This is a genomic window from Aureimonas glaciei, from assembly GCF_014643375.1.
In the GTDB taxonomy this organism is placed as follows: domain Bacteria; phylum Pseudomonadota; class Alphaproteobacteria; order Rhizobiales; family Rhizobiaceae; genus Plantimonas; species Plantimonas glaciei.
In genome coordinates this window covers 637,390-656,998 of sequence record NZ_BMJJ01000001.1, presented here as the reverse complement: position 1 = coordinate 656,998, position 19,609 = coordinate 637,390, and the positions used below count along the sequence as shown (strand labels likewise).

18 protein-coding genes are annotated in these 19,609 nt (G+C 69.2%); 9 read left to right on the top strand and 9 right to left on the bottom strand.

Annotated features, from left to right (window positions below; translation table 11 throughout):
* Nucleotides 1-37: 37 nt before the first annotated feature.
* Both IEX88_RS03020 and IEX88_RS03015 read right to left on the bottom strand, forming a co-directional pair.
* Nucleotides 38-829 carry a hypothetical protein gene (locus IEX88_RS03020; RefSeq protein WP_188849059.1) on the bottom strand — a complete coding sequence of 264 codons (792 nt, stop codon included), beginning with the start codon at nt 827-829 and terminating at the stop codon, nt 38-40.
* A 143-nt stretch (nt 830-972) separates the two neighbouring features.
* Entirely contained in the window at nt 973-1,623 is a 651-nt protein-coding gene (locus tag IEX88_RS03015) for a TetR/AcrR family transcriptional regulator (RefSeq protein WP_188849058.1), read from the bottom strand.
* An 81-nt stretch (nt 1,624-1,704) separates the two neighbouring features.
* On the opposite strand from IEX88_RS03015, the gene IEX88_RS03010 reads away from it, so the two are divergent.
* The 3 genes from IEX88_RS03010 (at nt 1,705) to IEX88_RS03000 (ending at nt 6,593) form a co-directional block, all read left to right on the top strand.
* On the top strand, nt 1,705-3,267 hold the full coding sequence (locus IEX88_RS03010) for a 4-hydroxyphenylacetate 3-hydroxylase family protein (RefSeq protein WP_188849057.1): 1,563 nt from the start codon (nt 1,705-1,707) through the stop codon (nt 3,265-3,267).
* A 101-nt stretch (nt 3,268-3,368) separates the two neighbouring features.
* Nucleotides 3,369-5,270, top strand: a complete 1,902-nt coding sequence (locus tag IEX88_RS03005; protein WP_188849056.1) for a propionyl-CoA synthetase — start codon at nt 3,369-3,371, stop codon at nt 5,268-5,270.
* A 117-nt stretch (nt 5,271-5,387) separates the two neighbouring features.
* The gene (locus tag IEX88_RS03000; protein ID WP_244639776.1) at nt 5,388-6,593 is read left to right on the top strand and encodes a winged helix-turn-helix domain-containing protein; all 1,206 of its coding nucleotides are present in this window, start codon (nt 5,388-5,390) and stop codon (nt 6,591-6,593) included.
* Nucleotides 6,594-6,635: 42 nt separating this feature from the next.
* On the opposite strand, the gene IEX88_RS02995 is transcribed toward IEX88_RS03000, so the two are convergent.
* Nucleotides 6,636-7,232: a histidine phosphatase family protein gene (locus IEX88_RS02995; protein ID WP_210319227.1), complete on the bottom strand. Its 597-nt coding sequence runs from the start codon at nt 7,230-7,232 to the stop codon at nt 6,636-6,638.
* A 226-nt stretch (nt 7,233-7,458) separates the two neighbouring features.
* Here IEX88_RS02995 and argB point away from each other — a divergent pair, with 226 nt between their 5' ends.
* From argB to IEX88_RS02980, 3 genes are all read left to right on the top strand, one after another.
* The gene (argB, locus tag IEX88_RS02990) at nt 7,459-8,352 is read left to right on the top strand and encodes an acetylglutamate kinase (RefSeq protein ID WP_188849054.1); all 894 of its coding nucleotides are present in this window, start codon (nt 7,459-7,461) and stop codon (nt 8,350-8,352) included.
* Nucleotides 8,353-8,556: 204 nt separating this feature from the next.
* Nucleotides 8,557-9,864, top strand: coding sequence for an MFS transporter (locus IEX88_RS02985; protein ID WP_188849053.1), 1,308 nt, complete (start codon nt 8,557-8,559; stop codon nt 9,862-9,864).
* 167 nt (nt 9,865-10,031) lie between these two features.
* On the top strand, nt 10,032-10,751 hold the full coding sequence (locus IEX88_RS02980; protein ID WP_188849052.1) for a pyrimidine 5'-nucleotidase: 720 nt from the start codon (nt 10,032-10,034) through the stop codon (nt 10,749-10,751).
* Here the strand turns inward: IEX88_RS02980 and IEX88_RS02975 are convergent, their stop codons facing one another.
* Nucleotides 10,752-11,063: a hypothetical protein gene (locus tag IEX88_RS02975; RefSeq protein ID WP_188849051.1), complete on the bottom strand. Its 312-nt coding sequence runs from the start codon at nt 11,061-11,063 to the stop codon at nt 10,752-10,754. It abuts the gene before it with no gap.
* Nucleotides 11,064-11,141: 78 nt separating this feature from the next.
* Nucleotides 11,142-11,987, bottom strand: coding sequence for an LOG family protein (locus IEX88_RS02970; protein WP_188849050.1), 846 nt, complete (start codon nt 11,985-11,987; stop codon nt 11,142-11,144).
* Nucleotides 11,988-12,120: 133 nt separating this feature from the next.
* On the opposite strand from IEX88_RS02970, the gene dapD reads away from it, so the two are divergent.
* Nucleotides 12,121-12,969: a 2,3,4,5-tetrahydropyridine-2,6-dicarboxylate N-succinyltransferase gene (dapD, locus tag IEX88_RS02965; RefSeq protein ID WP_188849049.1), complete on the top strand. Its 849-nt coding sequence runs from the start codon at nt 12,121-12,123 to the stop codon at nt 12,967-12,969.
* Between the two features lie 175 nt (nt 12,970-13,144).
* Here the strand turns inward: dapD and IEX88_RS02960 are convergent, their stop codons facing one another.
* Complete coding sequence (locus tag IEX88_RS02960; RefSeq protein ID WP_188849048.1) at nt 13,145-14,410, bottom strand: transglycosylase SLT domain-containing protein; 1,266 nt, start codon at nt 14,408-14,410, stop codon at nt 13,145-13,147.
* 173 nt (nt 14,411-14,583) lie between these two features.
* On the opposite strand from IEX88_RS02960, the gene dapE reads away from it, so the two are divergent.
* Together dapE and IEX88_RS02950 are read left to right on the top strand one after the other, a co-directional pair.
* Nucleotides 14,584-15,795 carry a succinyl-diaminopimelate desuccinylase gene (gene dapE, locus IEX88_RS02955; RefSeq protein WP_188849047.1) on the top strand — a complete coding sequence of 404 codons (1,212 nt, stop codon included), beginning with the start codon at nt 14,584-14,586 and terminating at the stop codon, nt 15,793-15,795.
* On the top strand, nt 15,755-16,390 hold the full coding sequence (locus tag IEX88_RS02950) for a hypothetical protein (RefSeq protein ID WP_188849046.1): 636 nt from the start codon (nt 15,755-15,757) through the stop codon (nt 16,388-16,390). The genes dapE and IEX88_RS02950 overlap by 41 nt, the downstream gene beginning before the upstream one ends.
* 13 nt (nt 16,391-16,403) lie before the next feature.
* Here IEX88_RS02950 and IEX88_RS02945 read toward each other — a convergent pair whose 3' ends face one another.
* From IEX88_RS02945 to fmt, 3 genes are all read right to left on the bottom strand, one after another.
* A complete protein-coding gene (locus tag IEX88_RS02945; protein WP_188849045.1) occupies nt 16,404-17,639 on the bottom strand; it encodes an MFS transporter in 1,236 nt (411 codons plus the stop codon).
* Between the two features lie 240 nt (nt 17,640-17,879).
* A complete protein-coding gene (truA, locus tag IEX88_RS02940) occupies nt 17,880-18,626 on the bottom strand; it encodes a tRNA pseudouridine(38-40) synthase TruA (protein ID WP_188849044.1) in 747 nt (248 codons plus the stop codon).
* A gap of 3 nt (nt 18,627-18,629) precedes the next feature.
* Complete coding sequence (gene fmt, locus IEX88_RS02935) at nt 18,630-19,595, bottom strand: methionyl-tRNA formyltransferase (RefSeq protein ID WP_188849043.1); 966 nt, start codon at nt 19,593-19,595, stop codon at nt 18,630-18,632.
* Between the last annotated feature and the right edge of the window lie 14 nt (nt 19,596-19,609).

Sequence of the window (19,609 nt, the reverse complement as noted above, 5' to 3'; positions counted from 1 at the left end):
TTCGCCCCGTCCCGGCCGCCTCGCTCGGGACCGCGGATCAGAAACGCAGCCAGACGGCGGTGACGAGCGCGCGCTCTTGCAGGGCGTCGCGGCCGGCCAGGGTGGCCAAGCCCCCGACCTGCAGCGACAGGTGCCGGTTGACGTCGTAGACCGCGCTGAGCTGCAGCTTGTGCTCGGTCGGCTCGGCAAAGCCCGCGTCCGGGTGATCGACCGCCAGGGTGTTGAAGCTCTGGGCCAGAAGGAGCCACTGCGCCCGCGGCCGGATCCCGAGGGTGAGATCGGCCCGAAAGGCGTCCGACCGACCGTCCAGCCCCAGCCGATAGCCGCCCTGGATCTCGGCAAAGCCGGACCATCGGCCGACGCCGAACCCCTTGCCGGCAAAGAGCAGGGCCTCGACCTCGCCGCCCCGCTCCTCGGACCGGGCGCGCCTGTCGAAGGGCGTGGCGACGCGCCCGGTGATCTCGGCCGAGAGGACGGCGCCATCGCCCTCCCACAGAAGCAGCCGGGCGCCACCACCGCTGAGGCCGAAGCGCGCGGCATCGAGCGAAGGCGCCTCGCCGCTCGCATAGGTCTTGGCCTCGGTCCGCAGAATGGCCGTCACCCCGTCGGTCAGGCCATACTCGGCATAGAGATGGATCTCGGCCTTCTGGAACAGCGGGATCGCTTCCACCTGGCCACCGCCGTCGAAAGCCTCCATCGCCTCGGCCCAGAAGCCGCTGACGATCACCTGGCCGGTGCCTTGCGGCAGGGTCCAGGCCCCGGCCAGAGCGGGGGCCGGCAGCAGCGACGCCACCCAAACGGCGAGCCTCAGCGACACGCGCATCCCCATGCCCATCCCCCACCGGAACCGACAGTCGATTGAACGGCATGGTTCGGACGGCGGCAATCGGGACCCGGCGGGCAGAACCGGTGAATCTCCGGTCACGGGAAGCAAGTCGTACCGGTGTCCGGCCCGGCTCGGCCCGAGACGGCTCAGGCCACCGTGAGGGCGGTGATCTTCAGGGCGACATGCTCGGCCATCAGATCGCGGGCGGACAGGCCGAACAGGCGCAGGCGACCGGTATGTGCCAGCAAGAGCAGGCCGGCGGCATGGGCGAAGACGTCCGCCGTCAGGCGCTCGGCCGCGGCGTCGGTGGCGCCGAGCGCGCGCGCCGTGGCGCCGATCGGCGACAGCGCGGCGACGAGCCGCGCGTTCAGCGCCGCGTCGCGGTCGGCCCCCAGGCCCTGCGGTTTCATGCCGCCGCGCAGGAGGTAGAAACCGAGATCGAGATCGCGCGGGTGCTCGGCATAGAAGTCGAAGAAGGCGAGCGCCGCCGCCGTCAGCCGGTCCGCCGGGGCCTGCGCTTCGGCCACGGAAGCGGCGATGGCGAGGCCCAGGCCGTCCAGCGACTGCGCCAGGACCTCGGCATAGATCGCTTCCTTGGACTCGAAGTGGAAGTACAGGGCCGCCGGCGTGTAGCCGGCCTCGCCGGCGATGGCGCGCAGGCTGGCGCCTTCCAGGCCCTCGCTCTCGAAGATCCGCCTTGCGGCGTCGAGGATCATCGCGCGCTTGCGGGCGGCGCCAGCCTCGCGCCGCCCGCCCGTCCCGGCCGCCGCCGCGTCGGCGCCTGTTTCGATCGCCATGAACACTCCTCGGAAATGCGGCTTGACGAATAATCTAACAGTGTTCATTTTTGCCGGCAAGCCATGGGAGGATTGCCGAAAATGCTGATGACCGCCGCCGACTACCGGGATTCGCTGCGCCGCTACAGCCCGCGCGTTTTCGTCAATGGCGAGGCCATTCCCTCCGTCGCCGACGCGCCATCGCTGCGGCCGGGGATCAACGCCATCGGCGTCACCTATGATTTCGCCCACCGGCCGGAATTCCGGACGCTGATGACGGCGGATCAGGAGGGGCGCACCGTCAACCGCATGCTGCACGTCAACCGGACGACCCAGGACCTCCTCCACAAGCTGGAAGCGGTGCGGCTGGTCTGCCGGGAATCGGGCTGCGCCCAGCGCTACCTCGCCCACGACGCGCTGAACGCCTTCTACCAGGCGACGAAGCGCACCGACGCCGCACATGGCACGGACTACCACCAGCGGTTCCTCGCCTATCTCGACCGGGTGCAGGAAGAGGACCTGACGCTCGGCATCGCCATGACCGACGCCAAGGGCGACCGGTCGAAACGCCCGGGCGCGCAGGCGAACCGCGACGTCTATGTCCACATCACCGAGCGCCGGCCGGACGGCATCGTCATTCGCGGCACCAAGGCCATCGTCACCGCTGCGCCCTATGTGCACGAATTCCTGGTCATGCCCTGCCGGACCCACACGGCAGAGGACGCCGACTTCGCCGTCGCCTGCGCCGTGCCGGTCGATGCCGAGGGGGTGACCATCATCGCCCGCCCTGCCGGTCGACCCGGCGAGGCCGCGGCCAAGTTTTCCGGGCAGTATGGGCAGTCGACCGGGGTCGTCGTCTTCGACGACGTCTTCGTGCCGCACGACCGCGTCTTTCTCGCCGGCGAGACCGAGGAAGGCGGCTTTCTCACCACCACCTACGCCACCCACCACCGCCATTCCTGCATCGGCGCCCGGGCCGGTTTCGGCGACCTCCTGATCGGGGCCGGCGCCCTGATGATCGAGGCGAACGGGCTCGATCCCGATCTCCACGGCCACATTCGCGACCAGATGGTCGAACTGATCACCATCACCGAGAGCTTCTTTGCCTGCGGCGTCGCCGCCTCAGTCTACGGCACGGCGGATCCGGCGGGCTCGGTCATGCCCGACGCGCTGTTTTCCAACATCGGCAAGCTGCTGCTGGCGACCAAGATCTACGACATGCACCGCATCGCGCATGCCGTCTCGGGCGGGTTGATCGTCGCTCTGCCCGGCCCCGACGAGGACCACAATCCGGCCGCGCAGGCGTCGCTCGGCGCGGTCCTCGCCGGACGGCCGGACATTCCCGCCGCACAGCGGCTGGAGGTTTCGCGCTTCATCGAGGACCTCACCGTCTCGCACCAGGCCGGCTGGTATTCGGTGATCTCGCTGCATGGCGGCGGCTCGCCGGAGGCGATGAAGCGCGAGATCTGGCGGCACTATCCCGTCGCCGAGAAGGTGGAGTTGGTCGAGCGACTGCTCGACCGGGGCGTGCTGGCGAACGGCGGTGGGAACCAGCGGGTGTCGAAGCAGCCGGGCCGCTGCTGCGACACAGGCTGCACCCTGCCCGCGCCGGCGCTCGCCGGCCCCGACGAAGGGCCCATTCCCTTGGCGGGCGCCGCCGAATAGATTGCTCCCCGTGAAGTCGCGCAAGGGACGTACCGGCCGCCAGTGTCGGGCGACCCTACCGGTTGGGAGGCCGGGAGCCGCGATGCGTCGGGAGGGACATCATGGAAAGCCGCTACCACGCCGTCTATGCCGAATGGCAGGCCGATCCCGAAGGTTTCTGGCTGGAACAGGCGAAGGCGATCGACTGGGTCGACGCGCCGACGAAAGCCTTTGACGCCGAGGCCGGCGTCTACGGCCGCTGGTTTCCCGATGCCAGCTGCAACACCTGCTACAACGCCCTCGACCGGCACGTCGCCGCCGGGCGCGCCGACCAGACGGCGATCATCCACGATTCGCCCGTCACCGGCACGCAGCGCAAGCTGAGCTATGCCGAGCTCCTCGCCGAGGTCAAAGCGCTCGCGGCGAGCCTTCAGGATCTCGGCGTCACCAAAGGCGACCGCGTCATCATCTACATGCCGATGGTGCCGGAAGCCGCGATCGCCATGCTCGCCTGCGCCCGGCTCGGCGCCGTGCATTCGGTCGTCTTCGGCGGCTTTGCCGCGCGCGAGCTCGCCACCCGCATCGACGACTGCCGGCCGAAGGCGGTGCTGTCGGCCTCCTGCGGCATCGAGCCGGGCCGCACCGTCGCCTACAAGCCGCTGCTCGACAAGGCGATCGAGCTTGCCGCGCACAAGCCGGAAGCGACGGTCATCCTGCAGCGGCCCCAACTCCACGCTGCGATGACCGAGGGTCGCGACCACGACTGGGCGGGCTTGCGCGACAAGGCGATGGCGGCGATCGCCGCCGGGCGCGACGTGCCCTGCACCCCCGTGAAAGCGACCGACCCGCTCTACATCCTCTACACCTCCGGCACGACCGGCCAGCCGAAGGGCGTGGTGCGCGACAATGGCGGCCACATGGTCGCCCTGCAGTGGTCGATGGAGGCGCTGTTCGGCGTGAAGGCGGGCGAGGTCTGGTGGGCCGCCTCCGACGTCGGCTGGGTCGTCGGCCATTCCTACATCGTCTACGGGCCGCTGCTGAAAGGCTGCACGGCGGTGCTGTTCGAGGGCAAGCCGATCGGCACGCCCGATGCCGGCACTTTTTGGCGTGTCATCGCCGAGCACGGCGTGGTCGCCCTGTTCACCGCGCCGACGGCGATCCGCGGCATCCGCAAGGAGGATCCGGAGGGCGAGCTGCCCCGGGCTTATGACCTGTCGAAATTCCGCACGCTGTTCCTGGCCGGCGAGCGCGCCGACACGGAAACCATCCGCTGGGCCGAAAAGGCGCTCGGCGTGCCGGTGATCGACCACTGGTGGCAGACCGAGAGCGGCTGGCCGATCGCCATCAACCCGGCCGGCCTCGGCCTTCTCCCGGTCAAATACGGCAGCCCCGGCGTGACCGTGCCCGGCTACTACATCCAGATCCTCGACGAGAGCGCCAAACCACTCGGCCGTGGCGAGATGGGCGCCATCGCGCTGCGCCTGCCGCTGCCCCCCGGTGCCCTGCCGACCCTCTGGAACGCCGACGATCGTTTCCGCTCCGCCTATCTCGACGCCTATCCCGGCTACTACGCCACCGCCGACGCCGGAATGATCGACCAAGAGGGGTATCTCTACGTCATGGGCCGCACCGACGACGTCATCAACGTCGCCGGCCACCGGCTGTCGACGGGCGAGATGGAGGAGGCGGTGTCGACCCATCCGGCCGTCGCCGAATGCGCCGTCATCGGCATGCGCGACGAGTTGAAGGGCGAACTCCCCTGCGGTTTCGTCGTCCTCAAGAACTCGAACCTCTTGTCGGCCGACGCTATCCAGGACGAGGTGGTCGCCCTGGTGCGCGAGCGCATCGGCCCTGTTGCGGCCTTCCGCCGCGTGATCGTCGTCGACCGCCTGCCGAAGACGCGCTCGGGAAAAATCCTGCGCGGCACGATGAAGAAGATCGTCGACCGCGACGCCTTCGACATGCCCGCCACCATCGAGGATTCAAGCGCGCTCGACGACATCGAGCGGGCGCTGGGGCGGTAGGCCTCTGCGGGGTCGCAGGGTGACGGCACGGGACGGTAGTCCCGACCGTTCTTGATCCGTTCGACAAGGCGCGGCATGGTGCCGGCCCTCGGGGATACAAAACGGGCCGCGACCTCAGTGACAGCAGACCACATCTCCGCCGCCGCGGCCCGGCGCATCGCGCTCGCCGCGCAAGGTTTTGGCGAAGCGCGGCCGGAAGTCGCCGACTGGCGGCGGATGAACAGGACGATCAACCGGCTGGGGCTCTTGCAGATCGACTCGGTCAGCGTGTCTGCGCGGGCGCACTACATGCCGCTGTTCTCGCGGCTCGGGCCTTATCCGCGGGAAGCGTTGGAGCGGGCGGCCTGGGGGAAACCGCGCAAACTGTTCGAATATTGGGCGCACGAGGCCTCGCTCCTGCCGCTGGAGACGCAGCCGCTGCTGCGCTGGCGCATGGATCGGGCGGCGGCGGGCGAAGGCATCTACAAGGGCCTTGCCGTTTTCGGCCGCGAGCAGGCCCCGGCCGTGGCGGCGGTACTCGAGCGGATCGCGGCGGAAGGCCCGCTCTCCTCCGGCGATTTCGAGGCGCCGCGCGGCGCCGGCGGCTGGTGGGGCTGGAGCGACACCAAGCGCGCCCTGGAATTTCTGTTCTGGTCCGGCCGCATCACCACCGCGACGCGCCGCAGTTTTGCCCGCGTCTACGACTTGACCGAGCGGGTGATCCCGCCGGCGATCCTCTCGCTGCCGACGCCCTCACCGGCCGAGGCGCAACGCGCCCTGCTGCTCGCCTCGGCCCGGGCGCTCGGCATCGCCACCGCCTCGGACCTGCGCGACTATTTTCGCCTTTCCGCCGCGGAGACGCCGCCACTCCTCGCCGATCTCGTTGAGGCCGGAGCACTGATTCCGGTGACGGTCGAGGGCTGGTCGCAGCCGGCCTTCCTCCACCCACAAGCCCGGCGGCCGCGAAAAATCGCGGCTCAGGCGCTGCTCTCGCCCTTCGATCCCCTCGTCTTCGAGCGCGCCCGGACCGAGCGCCTGTTTGGCTTCCGCTACCGCATCGAGATCTATACGCCGGCCGAGAAGCGCCTGCACGGCTACTACGTGCTGCCCTTCCTCCTCGGCGACCGGCTGGTGGCGCGGGTGGATCTCAAGGCCGACCGCAAGGCCGGAACGCTCTTTGTCCTGTCGGCCCATGCCGAGCCGCACGCGCCGGCGGAGACGGCGGAGGCCCTTCTCACCGAGCTCCGGCAGATGGCCGGCTGGCTCGGCCTCGAACGCGTGACAGTGCTGCCGGCCGGGGATTTTGGCCCGCCGTTGGCAGCCGCCCAGGCAATCGCCGGCTGACAGCCCGACCTGGTGCCGCGATGAGGGACGTGGGGCCGCACCTTAGTCCGTCCGGATGCGGCCGCGCACGGCGAGTCGCCCATCCGCTTCCGGCGCGACCACGATGATCTCGCCGGAGGCCGGAAAAATGCCGGTCAGCGCGGTGATGTTGACCTGATGCGTGACGAGAACCGCCTTGCGGTCGTCCAGTGTCGCCAGGCGCTCCGTCACCTGGCGGCTGGCGGTATCGGCGCTGCCGCGATCGTCGAAGAAGGAGTTCAGCGCCGGCTCGTCTTCGACCGGACCGAGACCGAGCTGGTCGGCCGTGTCCCGCGCCCGGCACCACTGGCTGGAGAGAACGACGGCGACGGGGATGCCGCGCTCCCGCATCGCCGCGCCGATGCGCGCCGCCTGGGCGCGGCCGGCCTCGTCGAGATTGCGCTGCGTGGCGCAGTCGCCGATCCGAAAACCGTCGGGATCGCCCGTGCCGGGGGCGATGGCATGGCGCATCAGCGCATGCGTGCCGGGCGCCCGCAGCGCCGCCCAGCCCGCCTCGTCGGCGGCAGCGGGGGAAACCAGCGCCGCCAAGGCGGTCATGACGGCGAGGGCGGCAAAACCGGCAAGTCCGGCAAAAGCGGCAGCGGTGGCTTGGCGGTGCATGGATGGCCCCTTGTGGTCGGATCGGCCTGACGGCGATCCCGTGCCCGTCGGATCATGCCGCCGGGACCATCGCGCCGCCATGGGCCCAGCACCACAAAGCACCGACGCCCGATCACGCTTCTGCCAGTTCGGGCCGGACGCGTGGCGCCTCTGCGATTGCCGCCCCCGGCGAATACCGCTAAAGGCTCGGCCCGAAACCGTTTCCCCCGAGATCGAGGACCCCGCCATGGACGCCCATTCCACCAACGGCGAACAGCAGGCGGCGCTTCTGGCCGAGGCCCTGCCCTTCATGCAGGCCTACGAGAACAAGACGGTGGTGGTGAAATACGGCGGCCATGCCATGGGCAACGCCGCGCTCGGCAAGACCTTTGCCCGCGACATCGCGTTGCTCAAGCAGTCCGGCATCAACCCGATCGTCGTGCATGGCGGTGGCCCGCAGATCGGCGCCATGCTGTCCAAGATGGGCATCGAGTCGCACTTCGAGCACGGGCTTCGCGTCACCGACCAGCGCACCGTCGAGATCGTCGAGATGGTTCTCGCCGGCTCGATCAACAAGGAGATCGTCGCCCTCATCAATGCCGAGGGCGAGTGGGCGATCGGCCTCTGCGGCAAGGACGGCAACATGGTCTTCGCCGAAAAGGCGAAGAAGACGGTGATCGATCCCGACAGCCACATCGAGCGCGTGCTCGATCTCGGCTTCGTCGGCGAGCCGGTCGAGGTCGACCGCACGCTTCTGGACCTTCTCGCCCGCTCGGAGATGATCCCGGTGCTGGCGCCCGTCGCCCCCGGCCGCGACGGCCACACCTACAACATCAATGCCGACACCTTTGCCGGCGCCATCGCCGGCGCGCTGCAGGCCTCGCGCCTGCTGTTCCTGACCGACGTGCCGGGCGTGCTCGACAAATCGGGCACCTTGATCCGCGAGCTCTCCGTCGCCGAGGCCAAAACCCTCATCCGCGACGGCACCGTCACCGGCGGGATGATCCCGAAGGTCGAGACCTGCATCCAGGCGCTCGACCGCGGCGTCGAAGGCGTCGTCATCCTCAATGGCAAGACCCGCCACGCGGTCCTGCTCGAGCTCCTGACCGAGCACGGCGCGGGCACGCTGATCGTCCCGTAGGAATTGCGCATCCAGACCCCGGCGTTACTTCTGGCCGGGCTCCTGATGCGGCCGTTTAGGGAGCGAAGTGCGCCACGGGCGACCGATACGTCGGTCGCCGCGATGCGTACCCGGCGTTACGGATTTCTCTTGTGGCGCGGCGTAACCTGCCGTACTGCAACGCAGTTCATTCGTTTCCCTTGGTAATTCCGAAAGCAGCCCTCCTTGTCCTCCGCATCCGCCCCCTCGCCGCGCAATTCGCCGGCGCGCGTCCTCTCTGCCAGCCTCATCGGCACGACGATCGAGTTCTTCGATTTCTACATCTACGCGACGGCGGCGGTGATCGTGTTCCCCAAGCTGTTTTTTCCCGGCGGGGACCCGTCCGCGGCGGTGCTGCAGTCGCTGGCGACCTTTGCCATCGCCTTCTTCGCGCGGCCGATCGGGGCGGCGCTGTTCGGGCATTTCGGCGACCGGATCGGCCGCAAGGCGACGCTGGTCGCCGCCCTGATGCTGATGGGCATTTCCACCGTCGCCATCGGCCTCCTGCCGACCTATGCCTCGGTCGGCGTCCTCGCGCCGCTGCTCCTCGCCCTCTGCCGTCTCGGCCAGGGACTCGGCCTCGGCGGCGAATGGGGTGGCGCGGTGCTGCTGGCGACGGAGAACGCGCCGGAGGGCAAGCGCGCCTGGTACGGCATGTTTCCGCAGCTCGGCGCGCCGATCGGCTTCATCTGCGCCACCGGCAGCTTTCTCATCCTCAGCAATGTCCTCACCGACGCGCAGTTCTTCTCCTTCGGCTGGCGCATTCCCTTCATCGCCAGTGCCGTGCTGGTCTTTCTCGGCCTCTACATCCGCCTCAGCCTGCACGAGACGCCCGACTTCGCCAAGACGGTCGCGCGCAACGAGCGCGTCAAGGTGCCGTTCCTGACGGTCATGACCGGGCACAAGCGGCCGCTCTTCCTCGGCACCTTCGCGGCGCTCGCCACCTTCGTCCTGTTCTATCTGATGACGGTGTTCTGCCTGAGCTGGGGCACGACGGCGCTCGGCTTCAGCCGCAACGAGCTCCTGCCGATCCAGATGGTCGGCGTCGTCTTCTTCGGTCTCGCCATTCCGTTCTCGGCCAAGCTCGCCGACCGCTACGGACGGCGCCGGACGCTGCTGTGGACGACGCTGCTCATCTGCCTGTTCGGCTTCCTGTTCCAGCCGCTGTTCGGTGCGGGCCATGCGGGTGCCGTGCTGGCGTTCCAGATCATCGGCTTCGGCCTGATGGGCATGACCTACGGTCCGCTCGGCACGGCGCTGGCGGAGCTGTTTCCGACCAGCGTGCGCTATACCGGCGCGTCGCTGACCTTCAACCTCGGCGGCATCATCGGCGCCTCGCTCGCCCCCTATATCGCGACCAAGCTCGCGACCGACTACGGCCTCGCCTCCGTCGGCTACTACATGACCATCGCCGGCGTGATCACGGCGCTGGCGCTGCTCGCCATCCGCGAGGAGCCCGAGGAGCCCGAGGCAATTCGCCCCGCCGTCGCCTGAGGGGCCGCCAAGTCGCCGCGGCCTTGCCCGATGTGGCGGGGTCGCGGCAGCGATGCTAAGGAAGCCTGGAGGGCGAAGGCCCTTGCGCAAGGCTCGGCCGAGGCAGGACGGCTATACCGAGTCCTCAGCCCCGCAGCGCCGGGCGCCTCTCGAACCCGCCGGATGCCATGACCGCTGATACCGCGCTTCGCCACACCGCCGACGCCACACCCGGCGATTTCGCCGACGTGCGCGACTGGGTGTTCGACCTCGACAACACGCTCTATCCCCGCCGCACCAACCTGTTTGCCCAGATCGACGCGCGGATGACGGCTTTCGTCGCCGACTTCCTGCGCCTGCCGGCGGAAGAGGCCCGGATCGTGCAGAAGGGCCTCTACCGCAGCCATGGCACGACGCTGCGCGGGCTGATGTCGGAGCACGCCGTCGATCCCGACGCCTTCCTCGAATTCGTCCACGACATCGACTATTCCGGCGTTGCGCCCGACCCGGCGCTCGGCGCCGAAATCAAGCGCCTGCCCGGGCGAAAGTTCATCTTCACCAATGGCGACCGCGGTCACGCCGAGCGCACGGCGCGGCAGCTCGGCATTCTCGACCATTTCGAGGACATCTTCGACATCGTCGCCGCCGGTCTCAACCCCAAGCCGGCACAGGCGACCTACGACAAGTTCGTCGGGCTGTTCAAGATCGACGGCCCCCGGGCCGCGATGTTCGAGGATCTCGCCCGCAATCTCGAAGTGCCCAAACTGCTCGGCATGCGTACCGTCCTCATCGTCCCGCCGGATATGGAGGAAGTTCTCGGCGAGGCCTGGGAGCACGAGGGCCGCGACGGCGCCCATATCGACTTCATCACCGACGACCTCGCGACCTTTCTCGCGCGCATCGAGTAGTCAGTCGCCGAGCAGCGAGCGCCCCTTGGAGGCCAGCGGCGGACGGCTGTCCGGTGCCGGCCTGGCATCGGTGCGGCCGTCTTCGAAGACCTCGTTCTCGCGCGTGTAGTCAGAGCGCTGGTTCTGCGCCAGAACGTCGTCCTGGCTGCCCGGCTGGGAGGCTCCGCCCGCGAGCGCGGCCGCCCGCGCGGCGGCGCTGGCCGGATCGCTGTCCGTCTTGTCGCGGGCTGCCGCCGTCTCGTCGGCGTCGATCTTCTGCGCCGTATCGAGGTCTTGCTGGTGGCGCATCATGCTGGAATCGGTGTCGGGCATCGGATCGGCCTTTCCAAGGGAACATGTCCCTCGCCCAACTCGGCGGCGGCCCAGGGGGTTCCGGGGGCCGGGCTCTGCCTAGAACCCGTAGAAGGCGCGGATGATGTCCCAGCCCTCCTCCGCCGTGTCGGCGAACTGGATGAGTTTCAGATCGTCGGGGGCGATCGTGCCCTCCTCGGCCAGCACCTCGAGATTCAGCACCCGGTTCCAGAATTCCTTGCCGAAGAGGATCACCGGGATCCGCGCCATGCGCTTGGTCTGGATCAGCGTCAGCGCCTCGAACATCTCGTCGAGCGTGCCGAAACCGCCGGGGAAGATCGCCATGGCTTTTGCCCGCAGCAGGAAGTGCATCTTGCGCACGGCGAAATAGTGGAAGCGGAAGCAGAGTTCGGGCGTAGCGTAGGGGTTGGGCGCCTGCTCGTGCGGCAGGACGATGTTCAGGGCGACCGACACGCCGCCGACATCGGCCGCGCCGCGGTTGCCGGCCTCCATCACGCCGGGGCCGCCGCCGGTGACGATGACGAATTCCTTGCCGCCATGCGAGGCGGCCGAGTGCAGCGAGGCGAGGCGGGAAAACTGCCGGGCCGCGTCGTAATAGTGGGAATTCGCCTCCAGCCGCGCCTTCTGCTCGGGCGTGCGCCCCGCCCAGGCGGCCTTGCCCGGCTCGGGAATGCGCGCGCCGCCGAAGAGGACGATGGTCGACAGGATGCCCGCCTCGGCGAGGCCGTTCTCGGCCTTCATCAGTTCAAGCTGCAGCCGCACCGCCCGCATCGGGGCGCTGGTCAGGAATTCGTCGTCGTCGAAGGCGAGCTTGTAGGTCGGCGAGCGCGTCTGCCGCGTCGACGGCATTTTCGCCTGCTGCTCCTGGTCGAGGCGCGATGACGGGAACGGGTCCCAGGTGCCGCGGTCGGTATCGTCGGTCATGTCATGTCCATTCCTAGGCCGTCCGCGACGCCGGCGATGCGCTGGTCCCGGCCCGGCCGCGTTGACCCTGATTCGCCCTTCTACTAGACGAAAGCGGCAAGTTGAAAACGCCCGACAACCGGAGAATGTCCCGATGACCGCCCATGAAAGCCTCGCGCGCACCATCGAAGACGCTTTCGAGGAGCGCGCCGGCATATCCGCATCGACCCAGGGCGCCGTGCGCGACGCGGTCGACACGGCGATGGAGATGCTGGACAGCGGCGCGGCGCGGGTCGCCACCCGCGGCGAAGACGGCGTCTGGAGCGTCCACCAGTGGCTGAAGAAGGCCGTTCTCCTGTCCTTCCGCCTCAACGACATGAGCATCGTCGAGGGCGGCGCCGGCGGCGCCACCTGGTGGGACAAGGTGCCGTCGAAGTTTGCAGGCTGGGACGAGAACCGCTTCCGCGACGCCGGCTTCCGGGCCGTGCCGGGCTCGATCGTGCGCCGCGGCGCCTTCATCGGCAAGGACGTCGTCCTGATGCCGTCCTTCGTCAATCTCGGCGCCTATGTCGATACGGGCACGATGGTCGACGGCTGGGCGACGGTCGGCTCCTGCGCCCAGATCGGCAAGAACGTCCATCTTTCCGGCGGCGTCGGCATCGGCGGCGTGCTCGAGCCGCTGCAGGCAGGCCCCACCATCATCGAGGACAACTGCTTCATCGGCGCCCGCTCGGAGGTCGTCGAGGGCTGCATCGTGCGCGAGGGCGCGGTGCTCGGCATGGGCGTCTACATCGGCCAGTCGACGAAGATCGTCGACCGCGCCACCGGCGAGGTCAGCTATGGCGAGGTGCCGCCTTTTTCGGTGGTCGTCGCCGGCGCCATGCCGGGCAAGCCGATGGGCAATGGCGAGCCGGGCCCGAGCCTCTACTGCGCCGTCATCGTCAAGAAGGTGGATGCGCGTACGCGCTCGAAGACCTCGATCAACGAGCTGCTGCGCAGCTGAGCGCAGAGCCTGAGGCACCCCGATGGCGGGGCCGCTTCTCCCAGGCCCAACCGCCTCGGCAACAGACGCCGGCTCAGCCAGCCGCCCGAGGGCGGCTGGCTCGTCCGGAATGGCTTCGGCTGGAACGGCTAGAGGCGAAACAGCTAGAGCCGAAACGGCTCCAGTCGGAATGGCTTCAGTCGGTGAGGGCGAGCGAGGCGGCGACGGGTGTCGTGGCCCCGATGACGCGGCGGCTGCGGCTCGACTCCTTGCCAGCGCTGGCGAGCGCGACCCCGGCCGTCGCCGGAACGCCCGGCAGCGCCGCGGCAGCCACCGTGCGGGCGGTCGGCGTGGCGGAAGCCACGGCGATCTGCTGCTCGCGCTGGTTGGCGGCGACGATCGTCTCGCGATTGGCCTTGCCACGACGGCGTTCGATCGCTGCCATGTGGCGCTTGACGTTGGCGCAGTAGGCCGCGGCCGAGCGGCTCATCACCGTGGTGCGGTGGCCGCCCTTGTACTTCATCGCCGCGCCGCAGACGTCATGGCCGCTCTTCTGCCAGGCGCCGGCGAGATATTTCATGCCGTAGCGCAGGTTCGTCTGGGGATCGAAGAGGTCGCTCGTCTGTCCGGTAAAGCCGAGACCGCGGGCCGTCGCCGGCTGGATCTGCGACAGGCCGTAGACGCCGCTGCCCTTGGCCTTGGGATTGTAGTGGCTCTCGACGCGCACCACGGCATAGGCCAGTTCGCTCGGAATGTTGTTCTCGGCCGCGGAGCGCTCGATCATCCGGTCGATCGCGGCATCGCCGGTGATCGTGTCGGTGCCCTTGAAGGTGTCGCTGATGCGGGTGCTGACGACGTCGACCGCCTTGGTGGTGGTCTCGACCGCGGCGACCTTCACGGCCGTCGCGGAATCGGCGACGGCGGCGATCGTGGCGGGCACGGCATTGACGGGATTGAGCACGGAGGCTGCGGCCGCGATGCGGTCGCCGGCCGAGGGTTTTTGTTCCGCGGCATAGGCGGCGGCCTTGGCGACGAGCACGTCGTTGGTCGGCGGGACGAGGACCTGCGGGGCCGTGGTGGTCGCCTTGCGCTCGGCGACGTCCGCGGCGAGCGCCGCGATCTCGTCGGCCGGCGGCGCGCTGGGCCGCACCGCGGCGGATTTGCCGGGAGCCGTCCCCGCCGCGACGGCGGCGAGCTTGGCGGCGTCGGGCTTCTGCGACGGCTCGGGAACGCGCGTGCCATCGGCGAAGGCCATGATGCGGACCGGCGCATAACCATAGGCGTCGACACTGGCGGGCGCCGAGCCGGGGCCCTGGGTCAGGGAGGGGGACGCGGCGCCCTGCTGGTTCGAAACGCAGGCGGAAAGGGCGAAGGGAGCGGACAGAGCGATCAGGGCGACGGGGCGAAGCGTGGCGGGTGCGCGGCGAACCGCCTGCCAAACCATTTCCGATGCTGATCGCATGAGTGTCTCCGAAAACATTAAAGATCGTTCACCCATCCGTTCGGCGGCAAACATGGCACCGAAAAGGCGGAATGACGGCTGGCGCCACACAGAACACGTTTCGTGCGGGAGTGAAACCTTTTGGCAACTATTGCCTGCGTGGCAGGTCTGAAACTTTTGCGATACATCGAGGCATGCTTAACGCCCTCCCCGACCTGACCGACCCCACCGCCGTGCTGCAGCGCCTCGTTCACTGCCCTTCGGTCACACCCGACGATGCCGGCGCGCTGGCGACGCTGGAGCAGCTTCTGCTGCCACTCGGCTTCGCCGTGGCACGCCCGGTCTTTACCGAGGCCGGCACCGCCGACATCGCCAATCTCTTCGCCCGAAGCGGCACGGCCGGGCCGCATCTCACCTTCGCCGGCCATACCGACGTCGTGCCGCCCGGCAACACGGCGGATTGGAAGCACCCGCCCTTTTCCGGCATCATCGAGGACGGCGAACTCTACGGCCGCGGTGCGGTGGACATGAAGGGCGGCATCGCCTGCTTCGTCGCGGCGCTCGCCCGCCACCACGCCCGCGGCGGCCTGCCGCCGGGCCAGGTGTCGCTCTTGATCACCGGCGACGAGGAAGGGCCGGCGGTCAACGGCACCGTGAAGCTCCTCGCCTGGGCGGCCGAGCGCGGCGAGAAATTCGACGCCTGCGTCGTCGGCGAGCCGACCAATCCGGCAGCGCTCGGCGACATGATCAAGATCGGCCGGCGCGGCTCGCTGTCGGGCACCGTCACGGTGCGCGGCGTGCAAGGCCACGTCGCCTATCCGCATCTCGCCGACAATCCGGTGCGCGGGCTGATGGCGCTGATGGATGCCCTGCTCGCCGAGCCGCTCGATTCGGGCAACGACCGCTTCCAGGCCTCCAACCTCGAGATCACCGCGCTCGACACCTTTGGCAATGTTTCCACCAACGTCATTCCGGGCCGGGCGAGCGCGTCTTTCAACATCCGCTTCAACGACGAGTGGACGCCGGAAAGCCTTTCCGCGGAGATCGAGCGACGGCTGGCGCTGGCGGCCGGGAACCGCCGCTGGCGCGGCGAGCGGGACGAGCCGCTGGCCTTCGATGTCGCCTTCCGCCCCAACCCGTCCGACGCCTTTCTCACCAGCGACGCGGCGCTGACGAAGGCGCTGTCGGAAGCGGTGCAGTCGGTCACCGGGCGGGTGCCGGCGCTGTCGACCTCCGGCGGCACCTCGGACGCGCGCTTCATCAAGGATCATTGCCCGGTGGTGGAGTTTGGGCTTGTCGGCAAGACCATGCACATGTCCAATGAACGGGTCGCTCTTTCCGATCTCGAAACGCTGACGGAAATCTATGACGCCTTCATCGCCCGTTGGTTCGCCGCCCACGCCTGACACGACGCCGACGCTGGACGAGATCCTGCGCTATTTCACCGGCGCTGCGGAGCTGATGCTCGGCCGGCCGGAGGGCCTGCGCCGTCTGGACCTGTCGGCGGACGGGTTCTGGAGTTCGTTCTTCGCCATCCTGGTGGCGGTGCCGCCGATGGCGCTGTCCTGGGTGCAGTTCGAAAGCCTGCCTCGGACGGCGCCGCTGATCGTGCCCTCGCCGGCGCTGGTCTACACCGCGCATGCGCTGGCCGATTTCCTCGCCTGGGTGCTGCCGGTGGTGGTGCTGATGCTGGTGGCGAGGCCCATCGGCTATTCGCGCAAGATCGTGCCGCTGGTCGTGGCGACGAACTGGGGTGGCGCGCTGATCACCTGGGCGCTCGTGCCCTACTGGCTGATCGGGCTCGTCGCCGGCGACGGAGAACTGATGGCGGGCCTCGGCCTCGTCGTCGCGCTGGGTTCGATCGTCCTCACCGCGCGGCTGACTTCCACCGCACTCGGGCGCGACGGCTTCGCGGCGCTCGCGATCGTCCTCCTGATGCTGGTGATGTCGCTTTTCGCCTACGGCCTCGTCATGGAACTGACGGGCGTGCGGCTCGCCTGAGCGAGCGTACCGATCAGGCGCTGGCCGCGACGCTGCGCCGCTCGGCCATGAGCGACACGGCGAAGACCGCGAGACCGCCGACCGACATCGCCGCGCCGACCCAGGCCGTCGAGGCAAAACCGTAGCCGGCGGCGATGGCCAGGCCGCCGAACCAGGCGCCGAGCGCATTGGCGACGTTGAAGGCGGAATGGTTGAGCGCTGCCGCCAGCGTCTGCGCGTCGCCCGCGACATCCATCAGCCGCGTCTGCAGCGCCGGTCCGACGGCCACGCCGCAGCCGATCAGGAAGACGCAGGCGCAGAGCATGAAGGGGATCGACGCCGTCAGCGCGAAGACGACGAGGACCACGGTGTTGAGGCAGAGCATGCCGCCGATCGTGCCCATCAGCGAGCGGTCGGCGAGCCAGGCGCCGGCGAGATTGCCGGCCACCATGCCGGTGCCGAAGCAGGCCATGATCAGGGGCGCAGAGGATTCCGGCATGCCGGCGACCGCCATGGCGGTGGCGACGATGTAGCTGAACACCGAGAACATGCCGCCGAAGCCGATGGCGGCGATGCCGAGGGTCAGCCAGACCTGTTTGCGGCGGAAGGCGCCGAGCTCGCGCAGGGCGCTGGCGCCTTCCTTCACCATGTCCTGCGGCAGCAGCGCCGCGATCAGGACGACGGTGAGGACGCCGATCGCGCCGACGATGGCAAACAGCGAACGCCAGCCGAAGAACTGGCCGACGAAGGTGGCAAAGGGCGTGCCGATCAGCGTCGCGACAGTGAGGCCGAGCATCACCCGGCCGACCGCCTGGGTGCGCTTGTGGTGCGGCACCATGGACGCCGCGACCAGCGCGGCGACGCCGAAATAGGCGCCGTGCGGCACGCCGGAGAGGAAGCGGAAGAGCATCAGGCTGGCATAGTCCGGCGCGAAGGCGCTGGCGACATTGCCGAGCGCGAACAACGCCATCAGGCCGATCAGCAGCACGCGCCGCGTCATCTTGGCCGCCAGCAGCGCGATCGCCGGCGCGCCGACGACGACGCCGAGCGCATAGGCGGAGATCACGTGGCCGGCGACCGGCGTCGACACGCCGAGCCCGTCGGCGACGTTCGGCAGGAGGCCCATGATCGCGAATTCGCCGGTGCCGATGGCAAAGCCGCCGACCGCCAGCGCCAGTTCGACGAGACCGCTCGACGGGCGCGAAAGCGCCGGGGCATCGGCAGGGGTGGCGAGGATCCGCTCGCAGTCGTCGATCGGTAGATGGGTCACTGCTGCTTCCTCTGCCCGTTGGCAGGCGCGCCGCGCCGGCCGCTCCCCGCGGCGGGGCCCCGCGGAGTGTCGCCGCCCTCCGCCGTCGCGAGAAGGCGCCGCGACGCGCTCTTGCTGCAACGCACAGAAGGAGAGCTTACGATTAGGCCGGAGCCGAGATGATGCCAAGCCGGCGAAAACGCATGGCTGCCCCGGACTTTTCGCGGGAACTGCAGAGGCTGACGGAAGCCAGGCGCGCGGTCAGCTGGCGTAGTCGACCTGCATCAGCGACAGCCCGTCCGGCGGCGCGACGGGACCGCAGCGCTTGCGATCACGCGATTCGAGCGCCGCGACGAGATCGGCGGTGGTCCAGCGGTTCTCGCCGATCAGCTTCAGCGAGCCGGCGAGCGAGCGGATCTGGTTGTGCAGGAAGGACTGCGCCGTCGCCTCGATGTGCACTTCGTGGCCCGGCCCCTTGAAGACGACGAGCCGGTCGAGCGTGCGCACCGGATTCTTCGCCTGGCAGTGGGTGGAGCGGAAGGTGGTGAAGTCGTGCGTGCCGATCAGGCTCTGCGCCGATTCGTTCATTGCCTCGATGTCGAGCGGCTTCCACACCCACCAGACCTGGCCGGCGAGCAGCGCCGGCGGCGGCCGGCGGTTGAAGATGCGGTAGAGATAGTGCCGTTTCCGCGCCGAAAACCGGGCGTCAAAACCGTCCGGCACGCGTTCGACGGACAGGATCGACACCGTCTCCTGGCGGAGGAAGGCATTCATCGCGTCGCGCACCGTCTCGGTGTCCCAGTCCTTGGCGAAGTCGACATGCGCCACCTGACCGGCGGCGTGGACGCCCGCATCCGTGCGGCCGGCGCCGAAGATGGTGACGTCCTCGCCGATGAAACCCTTCAGCGCCGTCTCGATCGCCTCCTGGACGGAATAGCCGTTCTTCTGGCGCTGCCAGCCGACATAGCGGGCGCCGTCATACTCGATCGTCAGCTTGTAGCGCGGCATGGATCAGCCCTCGCCGATCCGGCGGCCGGCCGGCAGCGGCGTCCCGCGCAAGAGCGTCTCGGCCGCCATCGGCTTGCCGCCGGCCCGCTGCAGGTCGAGGAGCTTCAGCGCTCCCGTGCCGGCGGCGACGGTCAGCGCATCGTCGAGGAGTTCGCCCGGAACCGCGCCTTCCCGGCCATTTGCCGCGACGGCGCGCAGAATTTTCACACGCTCGGGGCCGGCGCCGAAATCGATCATCGTCCAGGCGCCGGGAAAGGGCGAGAAGGCATTGATCCTGCGCGCGATCGCGGCGCCCTCGCCGGCGAAATCGATGCGCGCCTCGGCCTTGTCGATCTTTTTGGCATAGAGCGGGTCGCGGCCGGTGCGGGCGGCGAGGTCCGCCTGGTCCTCGAAGGCGAGCGTTCCGGCCTCGAGTCGCGCCAGCGCGTCGACCATGGCGCTCGCCGACAGCTGCGACAGCCGCTCCTGCAACTCGCCCGCCGTCTCCGAGGCGCCGATCGCGGTTTCCGCGGTGACCGCCACCGGCCCGGTATCGAGCCCGGCCTCCATGCGCATGACCATCACGCCGGTGGCGGTGTCCCCGGCCTCGATCGCCCGCTGGATGGGCGCGGCGCCGCGCCAGCGCGGCAGAAGAGAGGCATGGCCGTTGAGGCAAAAATGCCGGGGGGCGTCGAGGGCGGCCTGCGGCAGCAGCAGACCATAGGCGACGACGACCGCGACATCGGCGCCGAGCGCCTTGAGGTCGGCGATCTCAGCCGGATCCTTCAGCGAAAGCGGCGAGCGGACGGGAAGCCCGAGCCGCTCGGCCTCGGCCTGCACCGGCGAGGGCGTCAGCGTCAGGCCGCGGCGGCCGGCCGCGCGCGGCGGCTGCGTGTAGACGCAGACGACCTGGTGCCCCGCCGCGACAACGGCGCGCAGCGTCGGCACCGAAAAGGCCGGCGTCCCCATGAAGACGATGGTCAGCGCCATGGTCGCGCTCCCGC

Coding starts and splice junctions, on each gene's coding strand:
- fmt (WP_188849043.1), bottom strand. CDS start 19,595: ATGGCGCTGACCATCGTCTTCATGGGGACGCCGGCCTTTTCGGTGCCG.
- dapE (WP_188849047.1), top strand. CDS start 14,584: ATGCTTAACGCCCTCCCCGACCTGACCGACCCCACCGCCGTGCTGCAG.
- IEX88_RS03020 (WP_188849059.1), bottom strand. CDS start 829: ATGGGGATGCGCGTGTCGCTGAGGCTCGCCGTTTGGGTGGCGTCGCTG.
- dapD (WP_188849049.1), top strand. CDS start 12,121: ATGACCGCCCATGAAAGCCTCGCGCGCACCATCGAAGACGCTTTCGAG.
- IEX88_RS03005 (WP_188849056.1), top strand. CDS start 3,369: ATGGAAAGCCGCTACCACGCCGTCTATGCCGAATGGCAGGCCGATCCC.
- truA (WP_188849044.1), bottom strand. CDS start 18,626: ATGCCGCGCTACAAGCTGACGATCGAGTATGACGGCGCCCGCTATGTC.
- IEX88_RS02950 (WP_188849046.1), top strand. CDS start 15,755: ATGACGCCTTCATCGCCCGTTGGTTCGCCGCCCACGCCTGACACGACG.
- IEX88_RS03010 (WP_188849057.1), top strand. CDS start 1,705: ATGCTGATGACCGCCGCCGACTACCGGGATTCGCTGCGCCGCTACAGC.
- IEX88_RS02980 (WP_188849052.1), top strand. CDS start 10,032: ATGACCGCTGATACCGCGCTTCGCCACACCGCCGACGCCACACCCGGC.
- IEX88_RS03015 (WP_188849058.1), bottom strand. CDS start 1,623: ATGGCGATCGAAACAGGCGCCGACGCGGCGGCGGCCGGGACGGGCGGG.
- IEX88_RS02960 (WP_188849048.1), bottom strand. CDS start 14,410: ATGCGATCAGCATCGGAAATGGTTTGGCAGGCGGTTCGCCGCGCACCC.
- IEX88_RS02970 (WP_188849050.1), bottom strand. CDS start 11,987: ATGACCGACGATACCGACCGCGGCACCTGGGACCCGTTCCCGTCATCG.
- argB (WP_188849054.1), top strand. CDS start 7,459: ATGGACGCCCATTCCACCAACGGCGAACAGCAGGCGGCGCTTCTGGCC.
- IEX88_RS02975 (WP_188849051.1), bottom strand. CDS start 11,063: ATGCCCGACACCGATTCCAGCATGATGCGCCACCAGCAAGACCTCGAT.
- IEX88_RS02995 (WP_210319227.1), bottom strand. CDS start 7,232: ATGCACCGCCAAGCCACCGCTGCCGCTTTTGCCGGACTTGCCGGTTTT.